Origin of the sequence: Marinobacterium jannaschii DSM 6295, from assembly GCF_000620085.1 — a bacterium.
Classification (GTDB): Bacteria; Pseudomonadota; Gammaproteobacteria; order Pseudomonadales; family Balneatricaceae; genus Pontibacterium; species Pontibacterium jannaschii.
Map to the genome: position 1 here is coordinate 19497 of NZ_JHVJ01000010.1, position 20451 is coordinate 39947.

Annotated in this window: 23 protein-coding genes; 12 read left to right on the plus strand and 11 right to left on the minus strand. The window is 58.5% G+C overall.

Going from position 1 to position 20451, the window contains the following annotated elements; all coding sequences use genetic code 11:
- Positions 1 to 14: 14 nt before the first annotated feature.
- The 6 genes from Q354_RS0107980 to Q354_RS0108005 form a co-directional block, all read right to left on the minus strand.
- Positions 15 to 1130 (minus strand): NAD(P)/FAD-dependent oxidoreductase, encoded by a 1116-nt coding sequence (locus Q354_RS0107980; RefSeq protein WP_027857143.1) that lies wholly within the window; start codon positions 1128 to 1130, stop codon positions 15 to 17.
- Positions 1127 to 2605 carry an NAD(P)/FAD-dependent oxidoreductase gene (locus tag Q354_RS0107985; RefSeq protein ID WP_084332517.1) on the minus strand — a complete coding sequence of 493 codons (1479 nt, stop codon included), beginning with the start codon at positions 2603 to 2605 and terminating at the stop codon, positions 1127 to 1129. The genes Q354_RS0107980 and Q354_RS0107985 overlap by 4 nt, the downstream gene beginning before the upstream one ends.
- Entirely contained in the window at positions 2598 to 2948 is a 351-nt protein-coding gene (locus tag Q354_RS25015; protein WP_051559983.1) for a (2Fe-2S)-binding protein, read from the minus strand. Before Q354_RS25015 ends, Q354_RS0107985 begins: the two co-directional genes overlap by 8 nt.
- Positions 2949 to 3106: 158 nt before the next feature.
- Positions 3107 to 4114, minus strand: a complete 1008-nt coding sequence (gene dctP, locus Q354_RS0107995) for a TRAP transporter substrate-binding protein DctP (RefSeq protein ID WP_245601010.1) — start codon at positions 4112 to 4114, stop codon at positions 3107 to 3109.
- A gap of 71 nt (positions 4115 to 4185) precedes the next feature.
- Entirely contained in the window at positions 4186 to 5484 is a 1299-nt protein-coding gene (locus Q354_RS0108000; protein ID WP_027857146.1) for a TRAP transporter large permease, read from the minus strand.
- Positions 5477 to 5956 (minus strand): TRAP transporter small permease, encoded by a 480-nt coding sequence (locus Q354_RS0108005; protein WP_027857147.1) that lies wholly within the window; start codon positions 5954 to 5956, stop codon positions 5477 to 5479. The genes Q354_RS0108000 and Q354_RS0108005 overlap by 8 nt, the downstream gene beginning before the upstream one ends.
- A gap of 142 nt (positions 5957 to 6098) precedes the next feature.
- On the opposite strand from Q354_RS0108005, the gene Q354_RS0108015 reads away from it, so the two are divergent.
- A complete protein-coding gene (locus tag Q354_RS0108015) occupies positions 6099 to 7034 on the plus strand; it encodes a LysR substrate-binding domain-containing protein (RefSeq protein ID WP_027857148.1) in 936 nt (311 codons plus the stop codon).
- A gap of 100 nt (positions 7035 to 7134) precedes the next feature.
- Entirely contained in the window at positions 7135 to 8253 is a 1119-nt protein-coding gene (locus Q354_RS0108020; protein WP_027857149.1) for a mandelate racemase/muconate lactonizing enzyme family protein, read from the plus strand.
- A 28-nt stretch (positions 8254 to 8281) separates the two neighbouring features.
- On the opposite strand, the gene Q354_RS0108025 is transcribed toward Q354_RS0108020, so the two are convergent.
- The gene (locus tag Q354_RS0108025; protein WP_027857150.1) at positions 8282 to 9169 is read right to left on the minus strand and encodes a LysR family transcriptional regulator; all 888 of its coding nucleotides are present in this window, start codon (positions 9167 to 9169) and stop codon (positions 8282 to 8284) included.
- A 156-nt stretch (positions 9170 to 9325) separates the two neighbouring features.
- Here Q354_RS0108025 and Q354_RS0108030 point away from each other — a divergent pair, with 156 nt between their 5' ends.
- The 4 genes from Q354_RS0108030 to Q354_RS0108045 all read left to right on the plus strand — a co-directional run bounded on the left by Q354_RS0108030 (position 9326) and on the right by Q354_RS0108045 (position 11765).
- Entirely contained in the window at positions 9326 to 9922 is a 597-nt protein-coding gene (locus Q354_RS0108030) for a glutathione S-transferase family protein (protein ID WP_027857151.1), read from the plus strand.
- A gap of 70 nt (positions 9923 to 9992) precedes the next feature.
- Positions 9993 to 10415 (plus strand): nuclear transport factor 2 family protein, encoded by a 423-nt coding sequence (locus tag Q354_RS25020; protein ID WP_036229026.1) that lies wholly within the window; start codon positions 9993 to 9995, stop codon positions 10413 to 10415.
- Positions 10415 to 10621 carry a tautomerase family protein gene (locus Q354_RS0108040; protein WP_027857152.1) on the plus strand — a complete coding sequence of 69 codons (207 nt, stop codon included), beginning with the start codon at positions 10415 to 10417 and terminating at the stop codon, positions 10619 to 10621. Before Q354_RS25020 ends, Q354_RS0108040 begins: the two co-directional genes overlap by 1 nt.
- 103 nt (positions 10622 to 10724) lie before the next feature.
- Complete coding sequence (locus tag Q354_RS0108045) at positions 10725 to 11765, plus strand: NAD(P)H-dependent flavin oxidoreductase (RefSeq protein WP_027857153.1); 1041 nt, start codon at positions 10725 to 10727, stop codon at positions 11763 to 11765.
- A 127-nt stretch (positions 11766 to 11892) separates the two neighbouring features.
- Here Q354_RS0108045 and Q354_RS0108050 read toward each other — a convergent pair whose 3' ends face one another.
- Together Q354_RS0108050 and Q354_RS0108055 are read right to left on the minus strand one after the other, a co-directional pair.
- Positions 11893 to 12549, minus strand: coding sequence for a CoA transferase subunit B (locus tag Q354_RS0108050; RefSeq protein WP_027857154.1), 657 nt, complete (start codon positions 12547 to 12549; stop codon positions 11893 to 11895).
- A gap of 20 nt (positions 12550 to 12569) precedes the next feature.
- Positions 12570 to 13277: a CoA transferase subunit A gene (locus Q354_RS0108055; RefSeq protein WP_027857155.1), complete on the minus strand. Its 708-nt coding sequence runs from the start codon at positions 13275 to 13277 to the stop codon at positions 12570 to 12572.
- Between the two features lie 168 nt (positions 13278 to 13445).
- On the opposite strand from Q354_RS0108055, the gene Q354_RS0108060 reads away from it, so the two are divergent.
- The 3 genes from Q354_RS0108060 (at position 13446) to Q354_RS0108070 (ending at position 15648) form a co-directional block, all read left to right on the plus strand.
- Positions 13446 to 14348: a LysR family transcriptional regulator gene (locus Q354_RS0108060; protein WP_027857156.1), complete on the plus strand. Its 903-nt coding sequence runs from the start codon at positions 13446 to 13448 to the stop codon at positions 14346 to 14348.
- Positions 14349 to 14389: 41 nt separating this feature from the next.
- The gene (locus Q354_RS0108065) at positions 14390 to 15169 is read left to right on the plus strand and encodes a Mut7-C RNAse domain-containing protein (protein WP_027857157.1); all 780 of its coding nucleotides are present in this window, start codon (positions 14390 to 14392) and stop codon (positions 15167 to 15169) included.
- A 71-nt stretch (positions 15170 to 15240) separates the two neighbouring features.
- On the plus strand, positions 15241 to 15648 hold the full coding sequence (locus Q354_RS0108070; protein ID WP_027857158.1) for a GFA family protein: 408 nt from the start codon (positions 15241 to 15243) through the stop codon (positions 15646 to 15648).
- Positions 15649 to 15832: 184 nt separating this feature from the next.
- Here the strand turns inward: Q354_RS0108070 and Q354_RS0108075 are convergent, their stop codons facing one another.
- Positions 15833 to 16552 carry a TorF family putative porin gene (locus tag Q354_RS0108075; RefSeq protein ID WP_051559984.1) on the minus strand — a complete coding sequence of 240 codons (720 nt, stop codon included), beginning with the start codon at positions 16550 to 16552 and terminating at the stop codon, positions 15833 to 15835.
- A 28-nt stretch (positions 16553 to 16580) separates the two neighbouring features.
- Between Q354_RS0108075 and Q354_RS28205 the strand changes: the two genes are divergently transcribed.
- The 3 genes from Q354_RS28205 to Q354_RS25025 all read left to right on the plus strand — a co-directional run bounded on the left by Q354_RS28205 (position 16581) and on the right by Q354_RS25025 (position 19396).
- The gene (locus Q354_RS28205) at positions 16581 to 16754 is read left to right on the plus strand and encodes a hypothetical protein (protein ID WP_156948267.1); all 174 of its coding nucleotides are present in this window, start codon (positions 16581 to 16583) and stop codon (positions 16752 to 16754) included.
- 114 nt (positions 16755 to 16868) lie between these two features.
- Positions 16869 to 18356 (plus strand): aldehyde dehydrogenase, encoded by a 1488-nt coding sequence (locus tag Q354_RS0108085; RefSeq protein ID WP_027857160.1) that lies wholly within the window; start codon positions 16869 to 16871, stop codon positions 18354 to 18356.
- Positions 18357 to 18625: 269 nt separating this feature from the next.
- Positions 18626 to 19396 (plus strand): sulfite exporter TauE/SafE family protein, encoded by a 771-nt coding sequence (locus Q354_RS25025; RefSeq protein WP_051559985.1) that lies wholly within the window; start codon positions 18626 to 18628, stop codon positions 19394 to 19396.
- Between the two features lie 223 nt (positions 19397 to 19619).
- On the opposite strand, the gene Q354_RS0108095 is transcribed toward Q354_RS25025, so the two are convergent.
- Positions 19620 to 20450 (minus strand): helix-turn-helix domain-containing protein, encoded by an 831-nt coding sequence (locus tag Q354_RS0108095; RefSeq protein WP_027857161.1) that lies wholly within the window; start codon positions 20448 to 20450, stop codon positions 19620 to 19622.
- Position 20451 lies beyond the last annotated feature (1 nt).

Here is a 20451-nt window from a genome sequence, read left to right on the forward strand (position 1 = left end):
TATATTGTCTCCAGTTACAGAACTTTGCGCTCAAAGCGGTCGATTCTAAAGGCATCCAGTGCAAATGAGGATGCCCCGTTTAAAATTAATTGCGCCATTACCTTACCGATGATCGGTCCCATCTGGAATCCGTGGGCGGAGAAGCCGAAGGCATGCCAGGCATTATCGGCGTTAGGACTGGCGCCGATCACCGGCAGGTTGTCCGGCATATAGGCTTCCAGTCCGGCCCACATCCGGTTGACGGTGGCGGTACGCATGATCGGGAAAAACTCGATGGCGTTGCGTGCCCCAGTCGCCAGTTTGCTGTAGTCGAGCCGGGTGCGGTTGTTTTCGCGATCGGCAAAACCCTTGGCGCCACCGCCGATCAGCACGGTGCCGTTTTCAAACTGTTTAAATGACAATGGACGGCTGACAGCCCCCACTACCGGGGTGGCGAAGTGTGGCATCCGGGTGGTGATCATCAGCATCGGGGCGCTGTGGCAGAGCGGCACATTATCGCCGATCTTTACGGCGATCTGGTCGGCCCAGGCCCCGGCGCAGTTGACCAGGTGCAGCGCTTCATACTGCGCTTCTGCGGTCTTAATCAGCCAGTTGCTGCCGACCTTACGGATTGTCTCGACACTGGCGCCTTCGATAAAGCGGGCACCGTGGCGTTCGGCAGCGCGACGGTAGGCGAGGGTGGACTGGTAGGGAATGGCGTAGCCGTCATCCTCCGACACCACGCCGCCGACACAGTAATCGGCCACATGGGGCAGGCGCTGGCGCAGCTCCTGCTGGTCGATCATCTTCTCGTGGAAGTGCCCCAGCTGGTGCATCTGCTGCTGGCGCTTTTTCAGGGTTTCTATATCGGCCTCATCGGCGGCGATATTGATCAGCGAGCGGGCACGAAAGCCGGTATCGGCGTCCAGTTCATCGTCCAGTTGATGCCATATTTGCATCGCGGCCTTGCTCAGCTCGACCTCGGCGATATGCCGCCCCAGCACCCGCACACCACCGGCGTTGACACCGGAAGCGTGACGCGAGACCCAGTCCTTCTCCAGTACGGTGACACTGACACCGGCCTTGGCCAGCTGGTAGGCGGTGGCGCAGCCCTGGATGCCGCCACCGATAATCAGCACATCTGAGTTCATGCCTTATCTCCTTTGTCGGCGGCTGGATGGGTGGCGGGCTCTAGCCGGGTAAAGTGGCTTAGTTCGGTCAGGTTGAGCAGGCGCATCGGCGAGCGCAGGCGGTAGTAGCCGACCTTGTCGACCGGCTCGCCGCGCCACTTCGCCAGTAGCTCGCTGACGGTATGGCCGCACTGGCGGCCCTGGCAGGGGCCCATGCCGCAGCGGGTCAGGCCTTTCAGTTCTTGCGGGCCGTTGCCACCTTGGGCGAAGCCCGCCTGGAGTTGGGCCACGGTGCGCTCTTCACAGCGACAAACCACGGTATCCGGCTCGTCCGGAATGCGGTGGGCATCAAGTGGTCGGTAGAGGCGGTCGATAAAGCGGCGGAAACGGTTGAGGCGATCGAGTTGCCGTTGATCGGCCGCGGCCTGCTGCTGTAGCTGACCCCGTGGAATCAGGTTAAGCCGTGCCAGCTGCTGCAGGGCGGCAAGACGCCCCATCAGGGCAGCGCCATCGGCACCGACGATGCCACTGCCATCGCCAGCGACGGCGATATTGTCGACTGAGCTCTGGCCCCAGTGGTTGAGTGTTGGTTTCCAGCACAGCTGTTGTGGACACCAATGGTGATCCACACCGGCGGCGCGGCTGATATTAAGGTTAGGGATCACTCCCTGGTGCAGGAAGATATGCCCGGCATCGATGCGGTGGGACTGACCACCGCTGCTAAAGCTGATCGCTTCGGCCTGGTTCTCGCCTTCGATGCGTAGCTCGCGGGCATAACGGTAGTGCGCTACCCCCGCCTGGCGGATCTCGTTCAGCAGGCTGATCCCCTTGCCGATCATGCCGGGGGCTGAAAGGGCACCCGTGATCTCGGTGGCCGCCTGCAGGTAGTTCTGTTTCGGGGTAGTGTCGATCAGCGCTTTGACCTTGATGCCGAGGCGCAGGTACTGGGCGACGATCAGGTAGAGCAAGGGGCCGCTGCCGACAAACACAGGCTGGTCACAGACCAGGGCGTCGGATTTCAGCATCACCTGGGCGCTGCCCGCAGACATCACGCCGGGCAGGTGCCAGCCCGGAATTGGAAACGGTCGCTCCATGGCACCGCAGCTGAGGATAATCTCGCGGGCGTGGAGGCTATGTGTGGTCTGTTCGCGTGAGAACAGCACTTCGCCATTATCACCTAGGTGCCAGACAGATGCTTGCTGCAGCTTCTCTGCGCTGCACTGCTGATAGGCTTCAACCAGCGTCTGGCCCTTAAGGTAATCGGGGCCCAATAGCGCGGGATCGCGCAATGGGCTTTGCGTCACATTGCGGTAGATCTGGCCACCGGGCAGTGCTTTATCGTCCAGTACCACCACGGATGCGCCAGCCTTGGAGGCGGTGATGGCGGCTGACATTCCTGCCGGGCCCGCACCGATAATGGCGATATCGTAGCTTTTCACCGCCGCTTCTGTGGCGGCATGATAGAAGTTGTCGGGTTTCACTGAGTGGTTAGCCATAGTGTTGCACCTTCGCAGAGGCCGGGGCAGATAGCGGAGGCGTCAAAGCAGCCTGGCTGGATTCGGTAATGGTCTGGCGTTTCACCTGCATCCCTTCCTCTGCCTGGCGCAGGCAGGCCTGCTGGTTGGGCTGGCCATCGATCTCGACCAGGCACTCGAAGCAGACGCCCATGGCGCAGTAGGCAGAACGCGGCTGTTCAGTCACCGGAGAGAGGCGGGTCATGGTCTCTCCGGCCTGAGCCATCGCCGCCCAGACCGAGCTGCCTTCAGGCACGCGGACCGGCTGGCCGTTGATCTCAAGGCGGACCTGTGGCTTGTCGGGTTGTTGGAGGGAACGGAACATAGTCTTTCCTGAAGGCGGTTGGCCTGCGGGCGTTGACCTCAGGTCAGCGCCCGCAGTGATTCTAACGGGGGAGCATCCCGGCGCTCTGGCGGCAATAGCGGCCAGTACGACCGCCGGGATCTTGTGGCGTATGCCTTGGTGCTAAGTGGCAGGACGCCTTACTGGTTGATCTGGTTCAGGATGCCCTGACCCCATTCCTTACCTACGTCCTGCAGGATCTGTGGCCATACTTCGGCACGGACTTTTTCAGCGGCGGCGGCCAGCTGGGCATCGGACAGCTTGACGATGGTGGCGCCGTACTCCGCCAGTTTCTGCTCATAGGCGCTCTGGTCAGACTCGGCCTTGCCCCAGCGCTTGGTTTCGAAGTCGGCCGCTGCCTGCTGCAGTGCCTGACGATCTTCGTCATTCAGATCGGCCAGGGTTTCGGCGTTGACGATCATGTACCACACCTCAAAGTGGGTGTTGACCGGGATATAGGTCTTGGTCACGTCGCGGAAAGAGGCGTAGTAACCTTCGGCACCGGAACCGATCACACCGTCAACCACACCGGTCTGTACCGCAGTGAAGGCTTCGGAGAACGGAATTGGCGAGCTGATATAGCCCAGGGCGTCGGAGGTGAGCTGGAAGCTCTTGATGCCCGGTACGCGGACCTTGATGCCTTTGTCGGTGTTCGGGTCGCCCGGATTGACCGCCTCACGGTTCAGCGCCACGCCGCCGAAGTAAACCGGATAGGCCGCCAGCATGGCGATATCCTGCTGGGCGTAGAGGCCTTTCATCGCATTGTAGATAGCGCCGCCCGGGCCGTAGATCTTGCGGGCCTGAGCCCAGTTCTCAGCCACGTAAGGGAAGGCGCTGATCTGCATCTTACGGGAGGCCGCCGTTGCTGCTGGCTGTACCGCCATATCGATGGCACCGACGGAGATACGCTCCTGTACCGTGGTGTAGTCGCCCAGGGCGCTGGCCGCGAAGATCTTGATCTTCACATCGCCGTCGGTAGAGCTATCGACCTGTTTCGCGAACTCTTTCAGCTCAACATCGATAATCGCACCCTGTGGGCGGATATGGCTCACTTTCAGGGTGGCCGCTTCTGCGGTGGCAGCCAGTGACAGGGAACCGGCCAGCATGGCGGCGCTCAGGGCTTTGCTCAGTCGAGTCAGTTTCATCATTTCAGTCCTCATTTACTTCTTTTTGTTTTTCAGGCCCGCAGGCAGTGCCTGCGGGAACGGTTGAATCGGGATCAGTAGCCGAATACCTGCGGCAACCACAGCGACAGGTCAGACCAGAAGGAGGTCAGGAATACCACCGGCAGGTAACCGGTCAGGATCAGGATCATCGCCGGGCGGATCACCTTGGTGACCTGCACCTTGCCGATACGGGCACCGAGATAGAGGATCGATGCGTATGGTGGAGTCACGCCCCCCATGGCGGTGTTGACACCCATGATGGCGGCGAACTGGATCGGGCTGACGCCAATCGCTTCCATCAGCGGCAGCAGCAGCGGCGCAATCAGGATGATGGCGGTGACGTCGTTCACTACCATGCCGACCAGGAACAGCAGGATGTTGATCAGAATCAGCAGGATGGTCTTGTCTTCGGTGATCGCGAAGATCGACTCCACCAGGGCCTGCGGAATGCTCTCCAGCACGAACATCTGCGACAGGATCATCGAGAACAGGATCATCAGCATGATCGCGCCCACCGAGGTGGAAGCCTCTTTGCCAGCACCGAAGAAGGTTTTCCAGTCCAGGCCTTTGTAGATCAGGAAGCCCACCGGAATGGCGTAGATCACGGCGACAGCCGCGGCTTCGGTCGGGGTCATAATGCCGCCGTAGATACCGCCGAGGATGATCACCGGCATCAGCAGTGCAGGTGTCGCCTTCAGGCCACGGTTGCTGGCTTCGATGACGAATTCCTTACCCTTAGGACGCTCTTCCAGGTTCAGCGGGAACTTGCGTGCCAGCCAGACATTGACCACCGAGAAGTTGGCCATAATCAGCAGGCCCGGACCCAGGGTGGCCAGGAAACAGGCCAGGATAGAGGTATCGGTAACCCAGCCATAGACGATCATGGTAACGCTGGGCGGGATCAGCAGCCCCAGCAGAGACGCATTGGCGATCAGGGCGGTGGCGTATTCACGCGGGTAGCCCTGTTTCTCCATTTCGGGGATCAGCAGCGGGCCGATCGCCGCGACACCGGTAAGACCTGAACCGGAGATCGCGCCGATCAGCGCACAGCTGATGGTTGCCACTACACCCAGTCCGCCACGCAGATGACCGACGAAGATATTCACAAAGCGCAGCAAGCTGGCGGCGATACCACTGACACTCATAATGGTGCCGGCCAGGACGAACAGCGGAATCGCCAGCAACACCGGGTTACCCAGCTGCTGGAAGCCCCACAGCATATTACCTTTCATTACCACGTCGCCGAGGAAATACATCACCATCAGGCCACCGCCGAAACAGTAGGGCAGCGGGATGCCCAGTGTCAGCAGAATCACCAGAACGGCAACTGCAAGCAGTGCTACTTCAACCATGGTTATGCTCCTCTTCGGCAGACAGGCTGCGGATGTGTTTCACCAGATGCCATGCGGTGTAGAGCATCATCAGCACCAGGCCACTCAGCAGCGCCACATCGACGTAGAAGGTAGGGATATAAAGGGTTGGACTTTCTTTCCAGACGCGCAGGGAGTACTTGGTAAAGTCCCAGGCCCAGTAGGTGAGCCAGCCACCCACCGCGAGGCTGATCACTTCACCGACAATCGCCAGCAGCACAAGCTGGCGCTTGGTTTTCAGGAAGATCTCCAGCACGTTAGCGCGGATATGGGTGTTTTCGCGGGAGGCGTTGACGGCGCCCAGTACGTACAGCCAGAGGGTGGGATAGAGCAGGCTCTCCTCCAGCCCCATCACCGGCACCTCCAGTACGTAGCGGGTGATCACCTGGACAAATTGTCCCAGGGCCACCAGGCAGATCAGCCCCGTTAGGAGAAGACTGACAAAACGGTTCATGAGCGGGTTTCCTCGAATCACAATCGTTGTTGTTATTGAGGAAATGTTCGCGCTCACGGGGTATAAAATCAAAACGATAATATTGATGAGTCTATAGATTTTTCCTATGATTTACGGAATATCCCTTAAAGATTAGATGGTTATGAATCTCAGTTTTCGACAGTTACAGGCGTTCCGGGAAGTAATGCGCACCGGCTCAATCTCCGAGGCGGCCCGCGCCCTTAACCGCACCCAGCCCGCCGTCAGTGCCATGATCGCCAGCCTGGAGGAGGAGCTGGGCCTGACCCTGTTCGAGCGCCAGCGTGGCCGCTTGATCCGTAAGCCGGAGGCGCAGTACTTTCTCGGCGAGGCGGAAGCGATATTGGAGCGGCTGGCGCAGTCGACCCGCACCATGAAGGAGATCGCCGACCTGCAGGAGGGACGGCTGCGCATCGCCTGTATGCCCGCCTCGTCGCAGTTTATGATGCCGCGCCTGGTGGCGGACTTTATCCGCGATAAGCCGCAGGTGAAGGTGTCGCTGATGATGCGTGCCTCTTCGATCATCGAGGAGTGGGTCGCTTCGCAGCAGTACGATATCGGCCTGGCCGAGACTCCGCCGCCCAACCATGCCCTGACCACCGAAACCTTCGAGCTGCGCTGCGTCTGCGCCTTGCGCCATGACGATCCACTGGCGGCCAAGGCGGTGATCGGACCTGAAGACCTGGCGGGCAAGCCGCTGGCGGTGCTGCAGGAGGATCATCCCAACCTGGTCGCCAGCCGCGAGGTGTTCCGCAAGGCCGGGGCGGAGTTCAATCCCCGCTTCGAGCTGCGTAACTACCAGCCGGCGCTGATGCTGGTGGAGGAGGGGCTTTGCTACTGTATCTGTGACCCGATGACCGCCAGCAGCTACTTCGAATATAAGCAGGCGGAACCGGCACTGGTGTTCCGTCCCTTTGTGCCGGAAGTCCGGCTCTCGGTGTCGATCCTGCAACCGGCACACCGCCCGGCATCGTTACTGACAGCCAGTTTTGTCGAGATCCTGGTGGAGGCGCTGGAGGCGATCGACCGCCAGTTTCATCCCGGCGATGCGACTGCCTGATTGAGTCGTCCCTGTTCTATTCCCGACGCCGGAGGTCGTGTCCGTGCCTGCGCCGTTATAGAGTCGACAGACACTGAAGCCAGAGCAGGGCGCAAGCGGAATGAAGATAACCGATATTGAAGTGATCCAGCTGCGGGTGCCTCCGCTTGAAGCCGACTGTGAGTGGGGGGAAGATGCCGTCATCGTGCGGGTGCATACCGACGAGGGGATAGTCGGCCTGGGCGAAGCGGACAGCTCGCCCGCAGTGGTGGCGGCCTGTATCGACGCGCCGCAATCGAACTTTTACAGCCAGGGACTGAAACGGCTGCTGATCGGCGAGAACCCGCTGGAGATCGAGCGCCTGTGGCAGAAGATGTACAAGGACAGCAACTACATGGGCCGCCGGGGTGCCGGTATCCATGCCCTCAGTGCCATTGATATAGCCCTCTGGGATATTGCTGCCCAGTTTTACGCCGTGCCCCTGCATATCCTGCTGGGCGGGCGTTACCGTGAGCGTATCGCTGCCTACGGTACTTTTATCCCTGATCAAGACCCGGCCCGCAGTGGCGAGATCGCCCGCCAGCTGGTGGCTGATGGTTACCGCAGCCTGAAGTTTGGTGGCGGTGTCTTCGGCGTCGAGGCGGATCGCGATGTGGCGATCGTCAAGGCGGTGCGCGAAGCCGTGGGGCAGGATATCCAGCTGCAGATCGACCTGGCCGGTCGCTGGCGCACCCGGGCCCATACCCTGGAGATGGCGCAGCGGCTGACACCTTACAACCTCAACTGGATCGAGGAACCGGTGCTGTCCGACGATCTGGAGGGTTATGCCCGGCTGGCGTCGCAACTCTCCTGCAAGGTCGCCGGGGGCGAGTCACTGACGACTCAGTGGGAGTTCAGGCAGTTCCTGGAACAGGCGCAGGTGGATATCGTGCAGCCGGATATCACCCGTTGTGGCGGTATTACCGAGATGAAGCGGATCTATAACCTGGCGCAGCTCTACAGTACCGAACTGGTGCCGCATGGCTTCAGTACCGGGGTTCTGCTGGCGGCGTCGGTACATTTTCTCGCTGCCTGCGAGTTCGGCACCCTGATGGAATACTCCCGCAGCAACAGCCCGCTGTTTACCGATCTGGTGACCAATCCGATCCGTTTCGAGGAGGGCTATCTGCAGGTACCACAGGGGCCGGGGCTGGGGGTGGTTCTGGATGAAGCGGTGATCGAGCGCTACCGGTTAAGCTGACCGCTACGCAGCGGAGACTTTCGGCTCTTCATGGCTGCGGATACTTTGCGGCAAACCACTGCTGCAGAAAGTCGATGCACTGCACCAGCTTGGTGGGTACAAAATGCCGGGCCGGATAGAGGGCATAGAGAGTAAGGCGGGGCTTGCTGGCATTTGGAAGTATTTCGATCACCTCACCGCGGCTGATCGCGCTGTTGCAGACGAAGTCGGGAATAAAACCGATACCACGCCCGCTCCTGATCGCCGCCATCATAAAGATGGTGCTGTTCACCTTCAGCTGGCCCTGAATCGCCACGCCTTCCTCAACCGGCCAGGTATTTTTGCCTTTGAAGTAGCTGTAGACGAAGCAGTTGTGCTGCTGAAGGTCGCTGGCTGATTCGATCGGCGGGTTATGTTCCAGGTACTCTGGTGAGGCACAGATACGGTAGTTAAACTCGGTCAGTGCCCGGCCCACATAGCTGGAGTCGAAGGGCTCGCTGGAGGCGCGAAAACCCAGATCGAAACCCTGTTCGACCAGGTCGATGCTTTCGTCACCGAGGTGGATATCCAGCTCGATATCCGGATAAGCCTGCATAAAGTCGGCAAACATCTCTGCCAGGTCGGTGATGCCCAGTGCCATCGGGGCATTGATCTTCAGCTTGCCCCGGGGCTTTTGCTGCAGCTGCTGGACAAAGTGATCGGCATCTTCAAGCCGGGACAGTATCTCCCGGGCCCGCTGCAGATAGCCTTCGCCGACATGGGTTAGCTGTATATTCCGGGTCGAACGGTGCAGTAACCTGACCCCCAGTTCATCTTCAAGGCGGCGGATCTCCTTACTGATCATCGACTTTGACGCGCCGACCTGCTCTGCCACCTTGGTAAAACTGCCGACATCGGCCAGGCGCACAAACAACCTGATTGCTCTTAATTTATCCATAGCGATCTTTATACCCCGATCGACGGTGATAAACACTCAGATATTGTTTCCAATATGAGGACGGTTGGTTTTCATTGTTGCCATATATCAATCTAACGCCAGGCCCTAGAGTTGTTTCATCGAATTCAGACCAACCGAACAGATGAGGACTTCGCGATGTATAAACTTTATTACCTGCCGGGCGCCTGCTCCCTGGCAACCCAGGTTGTACTGCGGGAACTGGACCAGCGCTTCGAGCTGATCGATAAGCAGGCGGTGGATAACTTCAGTGCTATCAACCCGGTCGGCGCTGTCCCGGTACTGGTCGATGGTGACCAGACGCTGCGGGAGGGGGCGGCAATCCTGCTCTATCTGCTCGATAAGCATCCCAACAGCCTGTTGCCCGAGGCCCCGGTTGCGCGTCAGCAGGCGATCGAAAATATCCTCTTTGCCAATGCCACCATGCATCCGGCCTATGGCCGCTTGTTTTTTATCCAGCAGGCGATTGATGAAGGCGGTGCAAAGCAGGCGGCATTCGATGCTGCCGCCCAGGCGATATCTGCGCTCTGGCAGAGTGTCGACCAGCAGCTGCAGCAACAGCCGTTTCTCGGCGGTGACAGCCCCTCTGTCGCGGACATTATGCTGACTGTCTACTACCGTTGGGGTGGGTCTTTCCCGGTCGATATTGTTGTCAGTGAGCGGGTTGCCCGAATGACCGAAAAGGTGATGGCGATGCCGTCGTTTGTACAGGCGCAGGCGGCGGAGCAGCAGTGACTATAAGTGGCGGCTCGCTCAGGCGCTCCGCCGCTTTTTATGTCTCTGGAAAAGAGATCAGGAGGCTCATATGACACAACAGAGTACAGAGAGCGGCAGCGATTTCGCACAGGTCGAACAGATAGTGCAGGGCTATTTCGAGGGTTTGTATCAGGGCGATGTGGCCAGGCTGCGGTCGATCTTTCACCCCGATGCCTATCTGAAGGCACCCAACCAGCGCAGAAGCCTGAATGAGTGGCTGGATGCGGTTGCCAGCCGACCGGTACCGCAACAGCTCGGCAGTGACTACAACTTCCGGATACTGTCCATCGAGGTGATCCGGGACCAGGCGATGGTGAAACTGGAATGCCCGCTGTTCGAGTTCTTCTACATCGATTTCCTCGGACTGCTGAAGGAAAACGGACAGTGGCTGATCGTCAACAAGATGTATACCGATGTGGCGTCCGACCGGTGTCATATAGAACAACCTGGCAGATTAACGGAGAGTGACTGATGCCCTACGTAAATATTAAAGTGACCAATGACGGCGTCACTCCACAGCAGAAACAGCGCCTGATCGAAGGCACCACAAAACTGCTGGTGGAGGTGCTGGATAAGGATCCGGCGACAACCTTTGTGGTGATCGACGAAGTCGACACCGAAAACTGGGGAATAGGGTACGATCAGGTGAGTGAACTGAGAAAGAATAAAGGTGATTGACCGCAGGAGCGATTAACCTGAGGCAATCAGGGGGCAGCCCTTATATATCAATGAGTGGGCTGCTCATCGGTTTTTCAGAACAGACTGGGACAGGATGATCCAAATGACGATGCAACAGTTGTTAAATATCGAGCTACCGGTTATTCAGGCACCGATGGCGGGTGTGCAGGGCAGCGACCTGGCGATTGCGGTTTCTAATGCCGGAGGCCTGGGCTCGCTGCCTTGCGCTATGCTCAGCCCGGATGCGTTGCGCGCAGAGCTGGAAAAGATCCGCCGGGGCACCGACAGGCCGTTTAACGTTAACTTTTTCTGTCATACCCCGCCTGAGCCAGACCCGCAGGCCGATGCTGACTGGCAGGCGTTGTTGCGTCCCTATTACACCGAACTGGCTATCGATCCTTCCACTATTGCCAGCGGCGCGGGCAGAACCCCGTTCAATGCCGAGGCACTGGAAGTACTGAAAGAGTTTGAACCGGCGGTGGTCAGTTTCCATTTTGGTTTACCGGCGCCGGAGCTGCTGGACGGGGTGCGCAGTTGGGGAGCGAAAATCCTCTCCTCGGCTACCACGCTGGAGGAGGCGCTGTGGCTACAGAGTCAGGGCGTGGATGGGGTGATCGCCCAGGGGCTGGAAGCGGGCGGCCATCGCGGTATCTTCCTGACCCGGGATATGACTACCCAAATGGGCACCTTTGCCCTGACCCGCCAGCTGGTCGCGGCGCTGAACCTGCCGGTGATTGCGGCCGGTGGCATTGCCGATGCCGCCGGAGTGCAGGCTGCTATGGCCTTGGGCGCGGCCGGGGTGCAGGTCGGCACCGCCTATCTGTTGTGCCCGGAGGCGAGCACCAGTGCGATCCACCGTGAGGTTCTGGCCTCGGAGGCCGCACGGCATACTGCCCTGACCAACCTGTTTTCCGGTGGACCGGCACGGGGTGTGGTCAATCGCCTGATGCGTGAACTGGGACCGGTTAATGCACTGAGTCCGGCTTTCCCGCTGGCAACGGCTGCCATAGCGCCGTTACGCGCCGCCGCCGAAGCGCAGGGCAGTGGCGATTTCTCACCTCTGTGGGCCGGCCAGAATACCCGCGGATGTAAGCCGGTCGCCGCCGCACAACTGACCCGCGAACTGGCGTCTGCGCTGGATTAATGGCCTGATAACCGGGGTTGGCCTACCTGATCCGGCTCGCACTACCTCAGATATAAAAAAGCCCCCGTTACCTGAATCAGGCAGCGGGGGCGAAAGCCGAGGTAATCAGCAACGGTTTAGAGTTTCCTCAGAACGCCATTTCCGGCACATGCTCCGGGACTACTATCTCTCCGGCGGTCTTTTCGACAATCTCTTCAACGGATACGCCCGGCGCTCTCTCCAGCAGCCAGAACTTACCTTCTTTAATTTCAATAAAGGCCAGGTCGGTCAGTACCCGTTTGATGCAACCCGCGCCGGTCAGCGGCAGGCTGCATTCAGACAGCAGCTTCGATTCGCCGTGCTTGCTGGCGTGGGTCATGGTGACGATGATGTTATCGGCACCCGCCACCAGGTCCATCGCGCCGCCCATACCTTTGATCAGCTTGCCCGGAACCATCCAGGAAGCGATATTGCCCTGGGTATCGACCTCAAAGGCACCCAGTACGGTGAGGTCGACATGACCGCCACGGATCATGGCGAAGGAGTCGGCGGAGGAGAAGATCGAAGCGCCGGTAATCGCCGTCACGGTCTGCTTACCGGCATTGATCATATCGGCATCGACTTCATCTTCGGTCGGAAACTGACCCATACCGAGCAGGCCGTTCTCGGACTGCAGCATCACTTCGATACCGTCAGGAACATAATTTGCCACCAGGGTCGGGATACCGATGCCCAGGTTGACGTAGTAACCATCTTTGAGTTCGCGGGCAACACGCTGTGCCATCTGTTCGCGGGAAAGTGCCATGGTAATTCTCCTCTTATCCCTTATGCATCAGCCTGACGAACAGTGCGCTGTTCGATACGTTTCTCGAAGTTGCCCAGTACCACGCGATTAACGTAGATACCCGGCGTCTGGATCTGGCTCGGGTCCAGCTCGCCCGGCTCGACGATCTCTTCCACTTCGACCACGGTGATCTTGCCCGCGGTTGCCACCATCGGGTTGAAGTTCTGTGCCGTGTGGCGGTAGATCACATTGCCGTAACGATCGGCCTTCCAGCCTTTGACGATGGCGAAATCACCGGTAATCGATTCTTCGAGGATATAGTCGCGGCCATCAAACTGACGTGACTCTTTGCCTTCACCGATCGGGGTACCAAAACCGGTAGCGGTATAAAAGGCCGGGATGCCAGCGCCGCCGGCACGCAGCTTCTCTGCCAGGGTGCCCTGAGGTGTCAGCTCGACTTCCAGCTCGCCTTCCATCATCTGCTTTTCGAACAGCGCGTTCTCACCGACGTAGGAGGAAACCATCTTGCTGATCTGCTTATCTTCCAGCAGCACGCCCAGACCGAAGCCGTCGACACCGCAGTTGTTGGAGACCACGGTCAGGCCGCGTACGCCCATACGCTTAATCTGTGCGATGCAGCCCTCAGGGATACCGCAGAGGCCAAAGCCACCGGCCAGTACCGTCATATTGTTATCCAGGCCTGCCAGCGCCTCTTCGTAACTGTCTACCACCTTGTCAAATCCGGACACGGTCTGATCTCCCATTCTTATTTTGAGTACCGCTCGGGGCCGGTCTGGCAAAGCGGCGTGCAAAGGGGCTTTCTGTCTGTTCAGCCCCGTGGTTGGTTGCCTTCTAGCATCAATCAACTAGTATGATTTAACAATTTTAAAAAAATGAAGAATTAATTTAAAAAGTAAATGAATGTATCCGTTAAGCAGATCCGGGCTTTCGTCGCCGTGGCAAGCACCCGCAGCTTTGCTGAAGCCGCTACGCTGATCCATCTGTCGCAGCCGGCGCTGAGTATCGCTATCAAAAACCTTGAGGAGGCTGTCGGCGGACCTCTGCTGGTGCGCAGCACCCGCAGCCTGGCACTGACGCCGGAAGGGGAGCAGTTCCTGCCGGTGGCGCAGGGGCTGATCCAGGACTGGGATGGCGCGCTGCAGGATCTGCACAGTCAGTTCACCCTGAAAAGGGGGCACCTCAGTGTGGCGGCGATGCCGTCCTTTGCCGCCCATCAGCTGCCGGTGGTGCTGTCGGCCTATCGCCAGCGCTATCCCAATATCGGTATACGGGTGCAGGATGTGGTGGCGGAAGCGGTGGTGGATATGGTGCGCAGCGGCCGGGTGGAACTGGGCATCGCCTTTGAGGTTGATGCGGCGGAAGATCTCTCCTTTACGCCGCTCTATCCGGAGCAGTTTGTCGCCGTACTGCCGCCAGAGCATCCGCTGCTGCAATATGATGAGCTGCGCTGGCCGATGATCGCCGCCGAGCCATTCCTGACCCTGCAGGCACCGTCGATGGTACGCCAGTTGATACTGGAATCGGTGGCAGAACAGGGGATCGAGCTGGATATTGAGTTTGAGTCACATCAGCTGGTGACCATCATTCGTATGGTGGTCTGTGGTCTGGGACTGAGCGTGGTGCCCTCGCTCTGTATCCCTCAGATCGAGCAGCAGGGCGGTCACTGGCGGCCGATCGGTTCGCCCCGGGTCGGGCGTGCCGTAGGGATCTGGCAGCGCCAGCGCTACCCCTTATCCAGTGCGGCCGAGGCGATGATCCGGGTGCTGGAGCAGGAGATCAAAGGCAAAACGCCGCTGTGATCTATGCTTAAAGGGAGCATAGTGACACAGGCAGTATAACTATGGTGGATGACCCGCACGCCCCGATTATGCGCAGCGCCGAGTTTCGCTTCTATGAGGAGCTGAACGATTTTCTCTGCCGCGACCTGCGCAAAACCAGCTTCAGCTACCGTTTTAACGGTCAGCCTTCTGTTAAAGACACCATCGAAGCGATCGGTGTCCCGCATACTGAAATTGACCTGATACTGGTGAATGGCCACTCGGTACCCTTCGATCATAAGCTGCAGGGCGGTGAGCAGGTGTCGGTCTACCCGGTATTCGAGAGCTTTGATATCTCACCGCTGATCCGGCTGCGGCCGGCACCCCTGCGCATCACCCGCTTTATCGTCGACGTCAACCTCGGCAAGCTGGCGCAGAAACTGCGCCTGCTGGGGTTCGATACCCTCTACCGGCGTGATTTCGAAGATGACGAGATCGTCGAGATTGCCGGTATCGAAAAACGTATCGTCCTGACCCGTGATAAAGGGATCTTCAAATACAGCGCCGTCAGCCACGGCTACTGGGTACGCAGTATGCAGCCCAAGGAGCAGCTGGTGGAAGTGGTGAACCGGTTACAGCTGGAGGGCAGTTTTGCCCCTATGTCGCGCTGTTCCGACTGCAACCAGAAACTGGTGGAAGCCGACAAGGCCTCACTCAATGGCCGGGTGCCGCCGAAGACCTGGCAGAACTTCGAGCAGTTTTTCCAGTGCGAGGGCTGTGAAAAGATCTATTGGAAAGGTTCCCACTACAAACGGATTCACCAGTGGATTGCGACATTGCGCGAGGAAAGCCAGTCGCTGTAAGCTCCGGTTCTGGATACCGGATAGCCCTGCCAGAACGGCGGCTCCGGCGAGTTCTTTTCAGGGAGGTTTGAATGGCGATCACCGGCGAATGTTTTTGTGGCGAGATCCGTTACCGGATTGAGGGAAAGCTGCGCGATGCCCGCTCCTGTCACTGTTCCCGTTGCCGCAAGGTGTTCAGTGCCCAGGCCTCGGCCTATGCCGAAGTCGAGCCCGGACAGTTTCACTGGGAGGCGGGTGAGGAATTACTGACCCGCTATGTGGGACAGCAGGGTTTTGGCCTGCAGTTCTGCAGCCGTTGCGGCTCTACTCTATGCGGCACCTTTAACGGTCAGGTGCATGGCGTGACTTTGGGCTGTGTTAATGGCGATCCCGATATCGAGATCGGCATGCATATTTATGTTGGCTCCAAGGCGAAGTGGGAGCGGATGCCGGAAGGCGTGGTGCAGTTTGAGGAAGGCCCGCCATCGTCCTCTGAATAAACAAAAAAAGCCGCCTGAACAAGCAGGCGGCAAAGGCAATATCGAAGGGTATTACCCGACTGAAGCAGCGATCAAGCCCGGCAACCTGCGAGCGAAGGGTGAGGCTAAGCAGGACCGGGTGTAGCTTCTGGCAGTCAGTCAGCTACCAGAGCCAAAGGGTTCATAGTTAGCTTAGGAAGTCTGCTCAGAAGGTTCGGGAAACCGACAGCAACAGGGTGTCGTCGTTACGGAAAGCGCCGTTGTTGACCTCGTCGCTGCTATCCACAGAGTTGATCAGGTAGCTGACCGACAGATCCAGCCCGGCCGCCGAGCCAGACAGGCCGATAGAGTAATCCTCATAGTCATCGATATCGGTTGAGCCCCAGTAGTCACCAAACGAGTGGCCGGCGTGCATATCGAGGTTGATCATATCGTTGATCGCATAGCTGTAGTCCAGCGCCAGATACTGGGCCGATTCACCGCTGTTGCCGTAATCGTTGGTGTATCCGAAGCTGAAGCTCAGGTCACCATAGTAGAGCGCACCGATCAGCTCGGCGTAGTCGATATCTCCGGCGTCATAGCCGGGATAGCTGTAGTAGTTGAACGACAGGTCATAGCTCAGGCTGTCGTTGATATCCGCACCATATCCAACGTAGTAATCCACTTCCAGATTGGCATCATCACCGCTGCCGAAATCCAGGTTGCTGCCCCAGATACCGGCATAGACACCGTTGTCATAGGCCACATCCAGGCTGCCCTGAATTGCCGCATCACCGGCGGTCTGTGAGATACCGCGGAAGCGGTAATCATTGGTGAAACCGACGGTACCGCTGACCTCGGCGGCTTTGACACTGGCAGAGAGCAGCACCGCGCCGATGGCCGCAGCCAGCAGGGCCGGACTTTTCAGGGAGATGGCTTTTTTCATTATCATGATTTCCTGTTGTTATTGTTGAATGAATGATTTCATTCTGAAGAAAGCCGCCGCACTGGTGATATACCCTTGTGAGGGTAGGGAGTTTCCCGGTGGTTTCCTGGGGGCAGGTAAACGTTTCGTGGAAGATTGCTCCGCGCGTGATGATGGTGATGGCTATGGCACGGAATTCAATCGCGCCCGGAACGCGCTGTGACAACTGAATCATATGGCCGCTCACTGCTCGCCGCCTCTACCCCTTCAGGGATATATCTGTGTCACTGTTTTTGCTCTTAGACTCGGGGTATTAACCAGCAGGAGAGTCAAAATAATGAAAAGCTATTCCGAGTGGCAGGCGCTGAGTGAAACCCTGACATTCCGCAGTCAGGCCTATATCAACGGTGGTTTCCAGCCTGCTGAGAGTGGTGAAACCTTTGCCTGCGTTAACCCGACTAACGAAAAACTGCTGGCCGAAGTGGCAAGCTGTGACGAGGCTGATGTGAACCTGGCGGTGCAGAACGCCCGTGAAACCTTTAATTCCGGAGTCTGGTCTGAGATGGCGCCGAAACAGCGTAAGAAAATACTGCTGAAACTGGCGTCACTGATCGAACAGCATCAGGACGAGTTCGCGCTGCTGGATACGCTGGATATGGGTAAGTCGATCTCCGAGATGCTGGCAATCGATGTGCCGGACAGCATCGACTGCTTCCAGTGGACTGCCGAGTGTATCGATAAGATCTACGGCGAAATTGCCCCGACCGGCAACGATACCCTGGCGCTGATCAGCCATGAGCCGGTCGGTGTGGTCGCGGCAATCACGCCGTGGAACTATCCGCTGATGATGGCGACCTGGAAACTGGCACCGGCACTGGCGGCCGGTAACAGCGTGATCCTGAAACCATCGGAGAAGTCTCCGCTCAGCGCCCTGCGTCTGGCCGAACTGGCAACCGAAGCCGGTATTCCGGATGGTGTTTTCAATGTGCTGCCGGGCTTCGGCCATACCGCGGGTAAGGCACTGGCGCTGCACAATGATGTCAATGTACTGGCCTTTACCGGATCGACCCGCGTGGCCGGGATGCTGATGGAGTATGCCGGCCAGTCCAATATGAAACGCGTCTGGCTGGAAGCGGGCGGTAAATCCCCCAATCTGATCTTCGATGACTGCGCCGATGTAAAACAGGCTGCGGCGGCTGCGGCGGGCGCGATCTTTACCAATCAGGGCGAGGTCTGCATCGCCTGTTCCCGTGTCTACGTACAGAAGTCGATCAAGGAAGAGTTTGTCGCCGCGCTGGTCGAAGCCGGTGCACGCTTCCAGCCGGGCGATCCGCTGGACCCGAATACCAATATGGGGCCGCTGGTGGATGCCGCCCAGCTGGAAACCGTCAGCCGCTATATCCGCTCGGCTCAGGAAGAGGGCGGCGAAGTGCTGCTGGGCGGCCTGCCGGATTATGTTGAGGGACAGGGTTTCTATGCCCGGCCGACGGTGATCGACAAGGCCCACAACGGTATGACCTTCGTTAAAGAGGAGATCTTTGGCCCGGTGCTGGCGATCTGCGAATTCGATACCGAGGAGGAAGCCATTGCCCTGGCGAATGACTCTCAGTACGGTCTCGGGGCTGCGATCTGGACGGCGAACCTGTCCCGTGCCCACCGGGTCAGCCGAAAGCTGCAGAGTGGTATGGTCTGGGTGAATACCTGGGGTGAAGGCGACAGCACCGTACCGTTTGGCGGCGTTAAGGCTTCCGGCAACGGCCGTGATAAGTCCCTGCACGCGCTGGAGAAATACACTGAATTGAAAAACGTTCTGATTCGGCTGTAATTTATACCCATCGAGGTCGTGGGTTTCGCTGCGCTCTACACCAGGCTACAGAGAATGTAGCGTGGGTTGAGGAACGAAACCCACGACCGGTTTCGGCACCAGAGTCCCTCACTCGCGGAGCGAGCTGTTACAGTAGTCCCTCGCCGCAGCCCCTACCTTTCCTGTCTGGCTCCATACCCTTCGGGCCGCTGGCGCTAACCGCTTACTTTCTGCTCGCTGCACTATCGGGGATTCTTCAATCATTCCGATAACGAGCAGGACGCCCGCTGATGACCGATCTGTTTACAATGCCAGACCTTCCTTTGTGGCAGCTTGTGCTGGCGGCAGTGATCGTCTTTGCGGCGGCCATTATGCGCGGCTTCAGCGGCTTTGGCTTCTCGGCCCTGACGGTAACCAGCCTGGCGCTGTTTATGCCGCCCAAACTGATTGTGCCGGTGATCTTCTTACTGGAGATCGCTGCCAGTGCCCACCTTTTACCCGGTGTTTTACGTCAGATCGATCGCAAGCTGTTGTTGCACCTGAGTATTGGCATGATGCTGTTTACCCCCGGCGGGGTCTGGTTGCTGGCGCACCTGGATGCCGACTACACCCGTCTGGTGATCTCCGGCCTGGTGCTGCTGATCGCACTGGTCTTGCTGGCCGGTATCCAGCAGAAAGAGAACAGTCCCTCACTACCTTTTGTTACCGGTTGTGTCTCCGGAGCGGTCAACGGCGCAGCCGCCATTGGCGGTCTGCCGGTGGTATTGATGATGCTCTACAGCGGGATGTCCGCCATCGCCACCCGTGCCACGCTGGTGGCTTACTTCGTCGTTACCGATATCTATGCCATGGCCTGGATGGGGCATCAGGACTTGCTGACCGCTGAAGTGGTAAGTTTAAGTCTGCTGGTACTGCTGCCGATGACCGCGGGCATCGGCCTCGGCAGCTGGCTGTTCAGGCGCTCGGGGCAGGGCGGCTTCCGTACCCTGGCACTGGTTTTGCTCCTGCTGGTGTCTGGAATCGGTCTGGTGCGGGCCGGTATGGCGGTAATGGCGGGGTAATCCATAGGGCTGGCGGTGTATGAAGCTATGCTCTCCCACGGTGAGAGGCCGTGAAAGTATCACCAATGACTAGGATGTAGGCTGGCGGTGAGCTAGCGAACCCCAGCAAAGGGATCGAATTTCGGTAATATTGCCTGCTTCACGACGATGTTGGGCTTTGTCGCTACGCTCCTCAGCACCAACCTACGTATTCTTGCACCGCCTCAGACCGGGGCAACGAGGGCTAAGCGCTAAGGCTGTTGCCGCTGGCGGCTTCCAGCTCATTGAGGTGAGCCAGGAACAGGGTAAATATCTCTGACTGGGTGGAGGTGTTGAGGCGGGTGTGGATGTTTTTCCGGTGTACCTTCACCGTGCCCAGGCTGATGTTGAGCATATTGGCGATCGCCTTGGAGGAGTGGCCCTGCAGGATCAGGCCGGAGATCTCCTGTTCGCGCCGGGTCAGGACGCCGCTGCCGAAGCTGCTCAGGGCCTGTTTCATGGCGCCATCTGACTTCTCGTACTGCACATATTCCTGCGACTGAGAGATCCAGAACTGGCGTACCAGTGAGTTGATGACCGGGTAGATCTCCTGCAGCCGGTTGAGTTCGGCGCGGGTGATAGTACCGAGGCTGGATTTGCGTCCCAGTGAGATAGCGCAGGTGATGCTGTTATCCAGCTCAATCACCAGATTGATCTCATCCACCAGATCGAAGTTCTTGTAGCAACTCTGGTAGTACTCGGTGGTTTCAAAACTGTCGGGGGCAATCTCGATCAGCCGGCTGACTGCCGGAATTTCACTGTTCTGTATGGCGTTAAACAGCGGGTCGAGAATAAACGCCTTATTGACGTAAGTGTGCAGGGTAGGGCTCTGTTCCGCCGGATCGGTAGGGTAGAGGATGATCGGCTTGAATGACTTCTTGAAGGTCACCATCAGCATGGTATCGAAGCGACAGAGGCTGTGCAGGTACTCCGCCAGAGCGTGAGGAAAGCTGCGCAAGCGGATATGGTCGATCAGGGTGGCAAGGTCCCTCTGACCACTGGCTGCATAGTTGTCCTGGCTGTACTTATGTTGCATG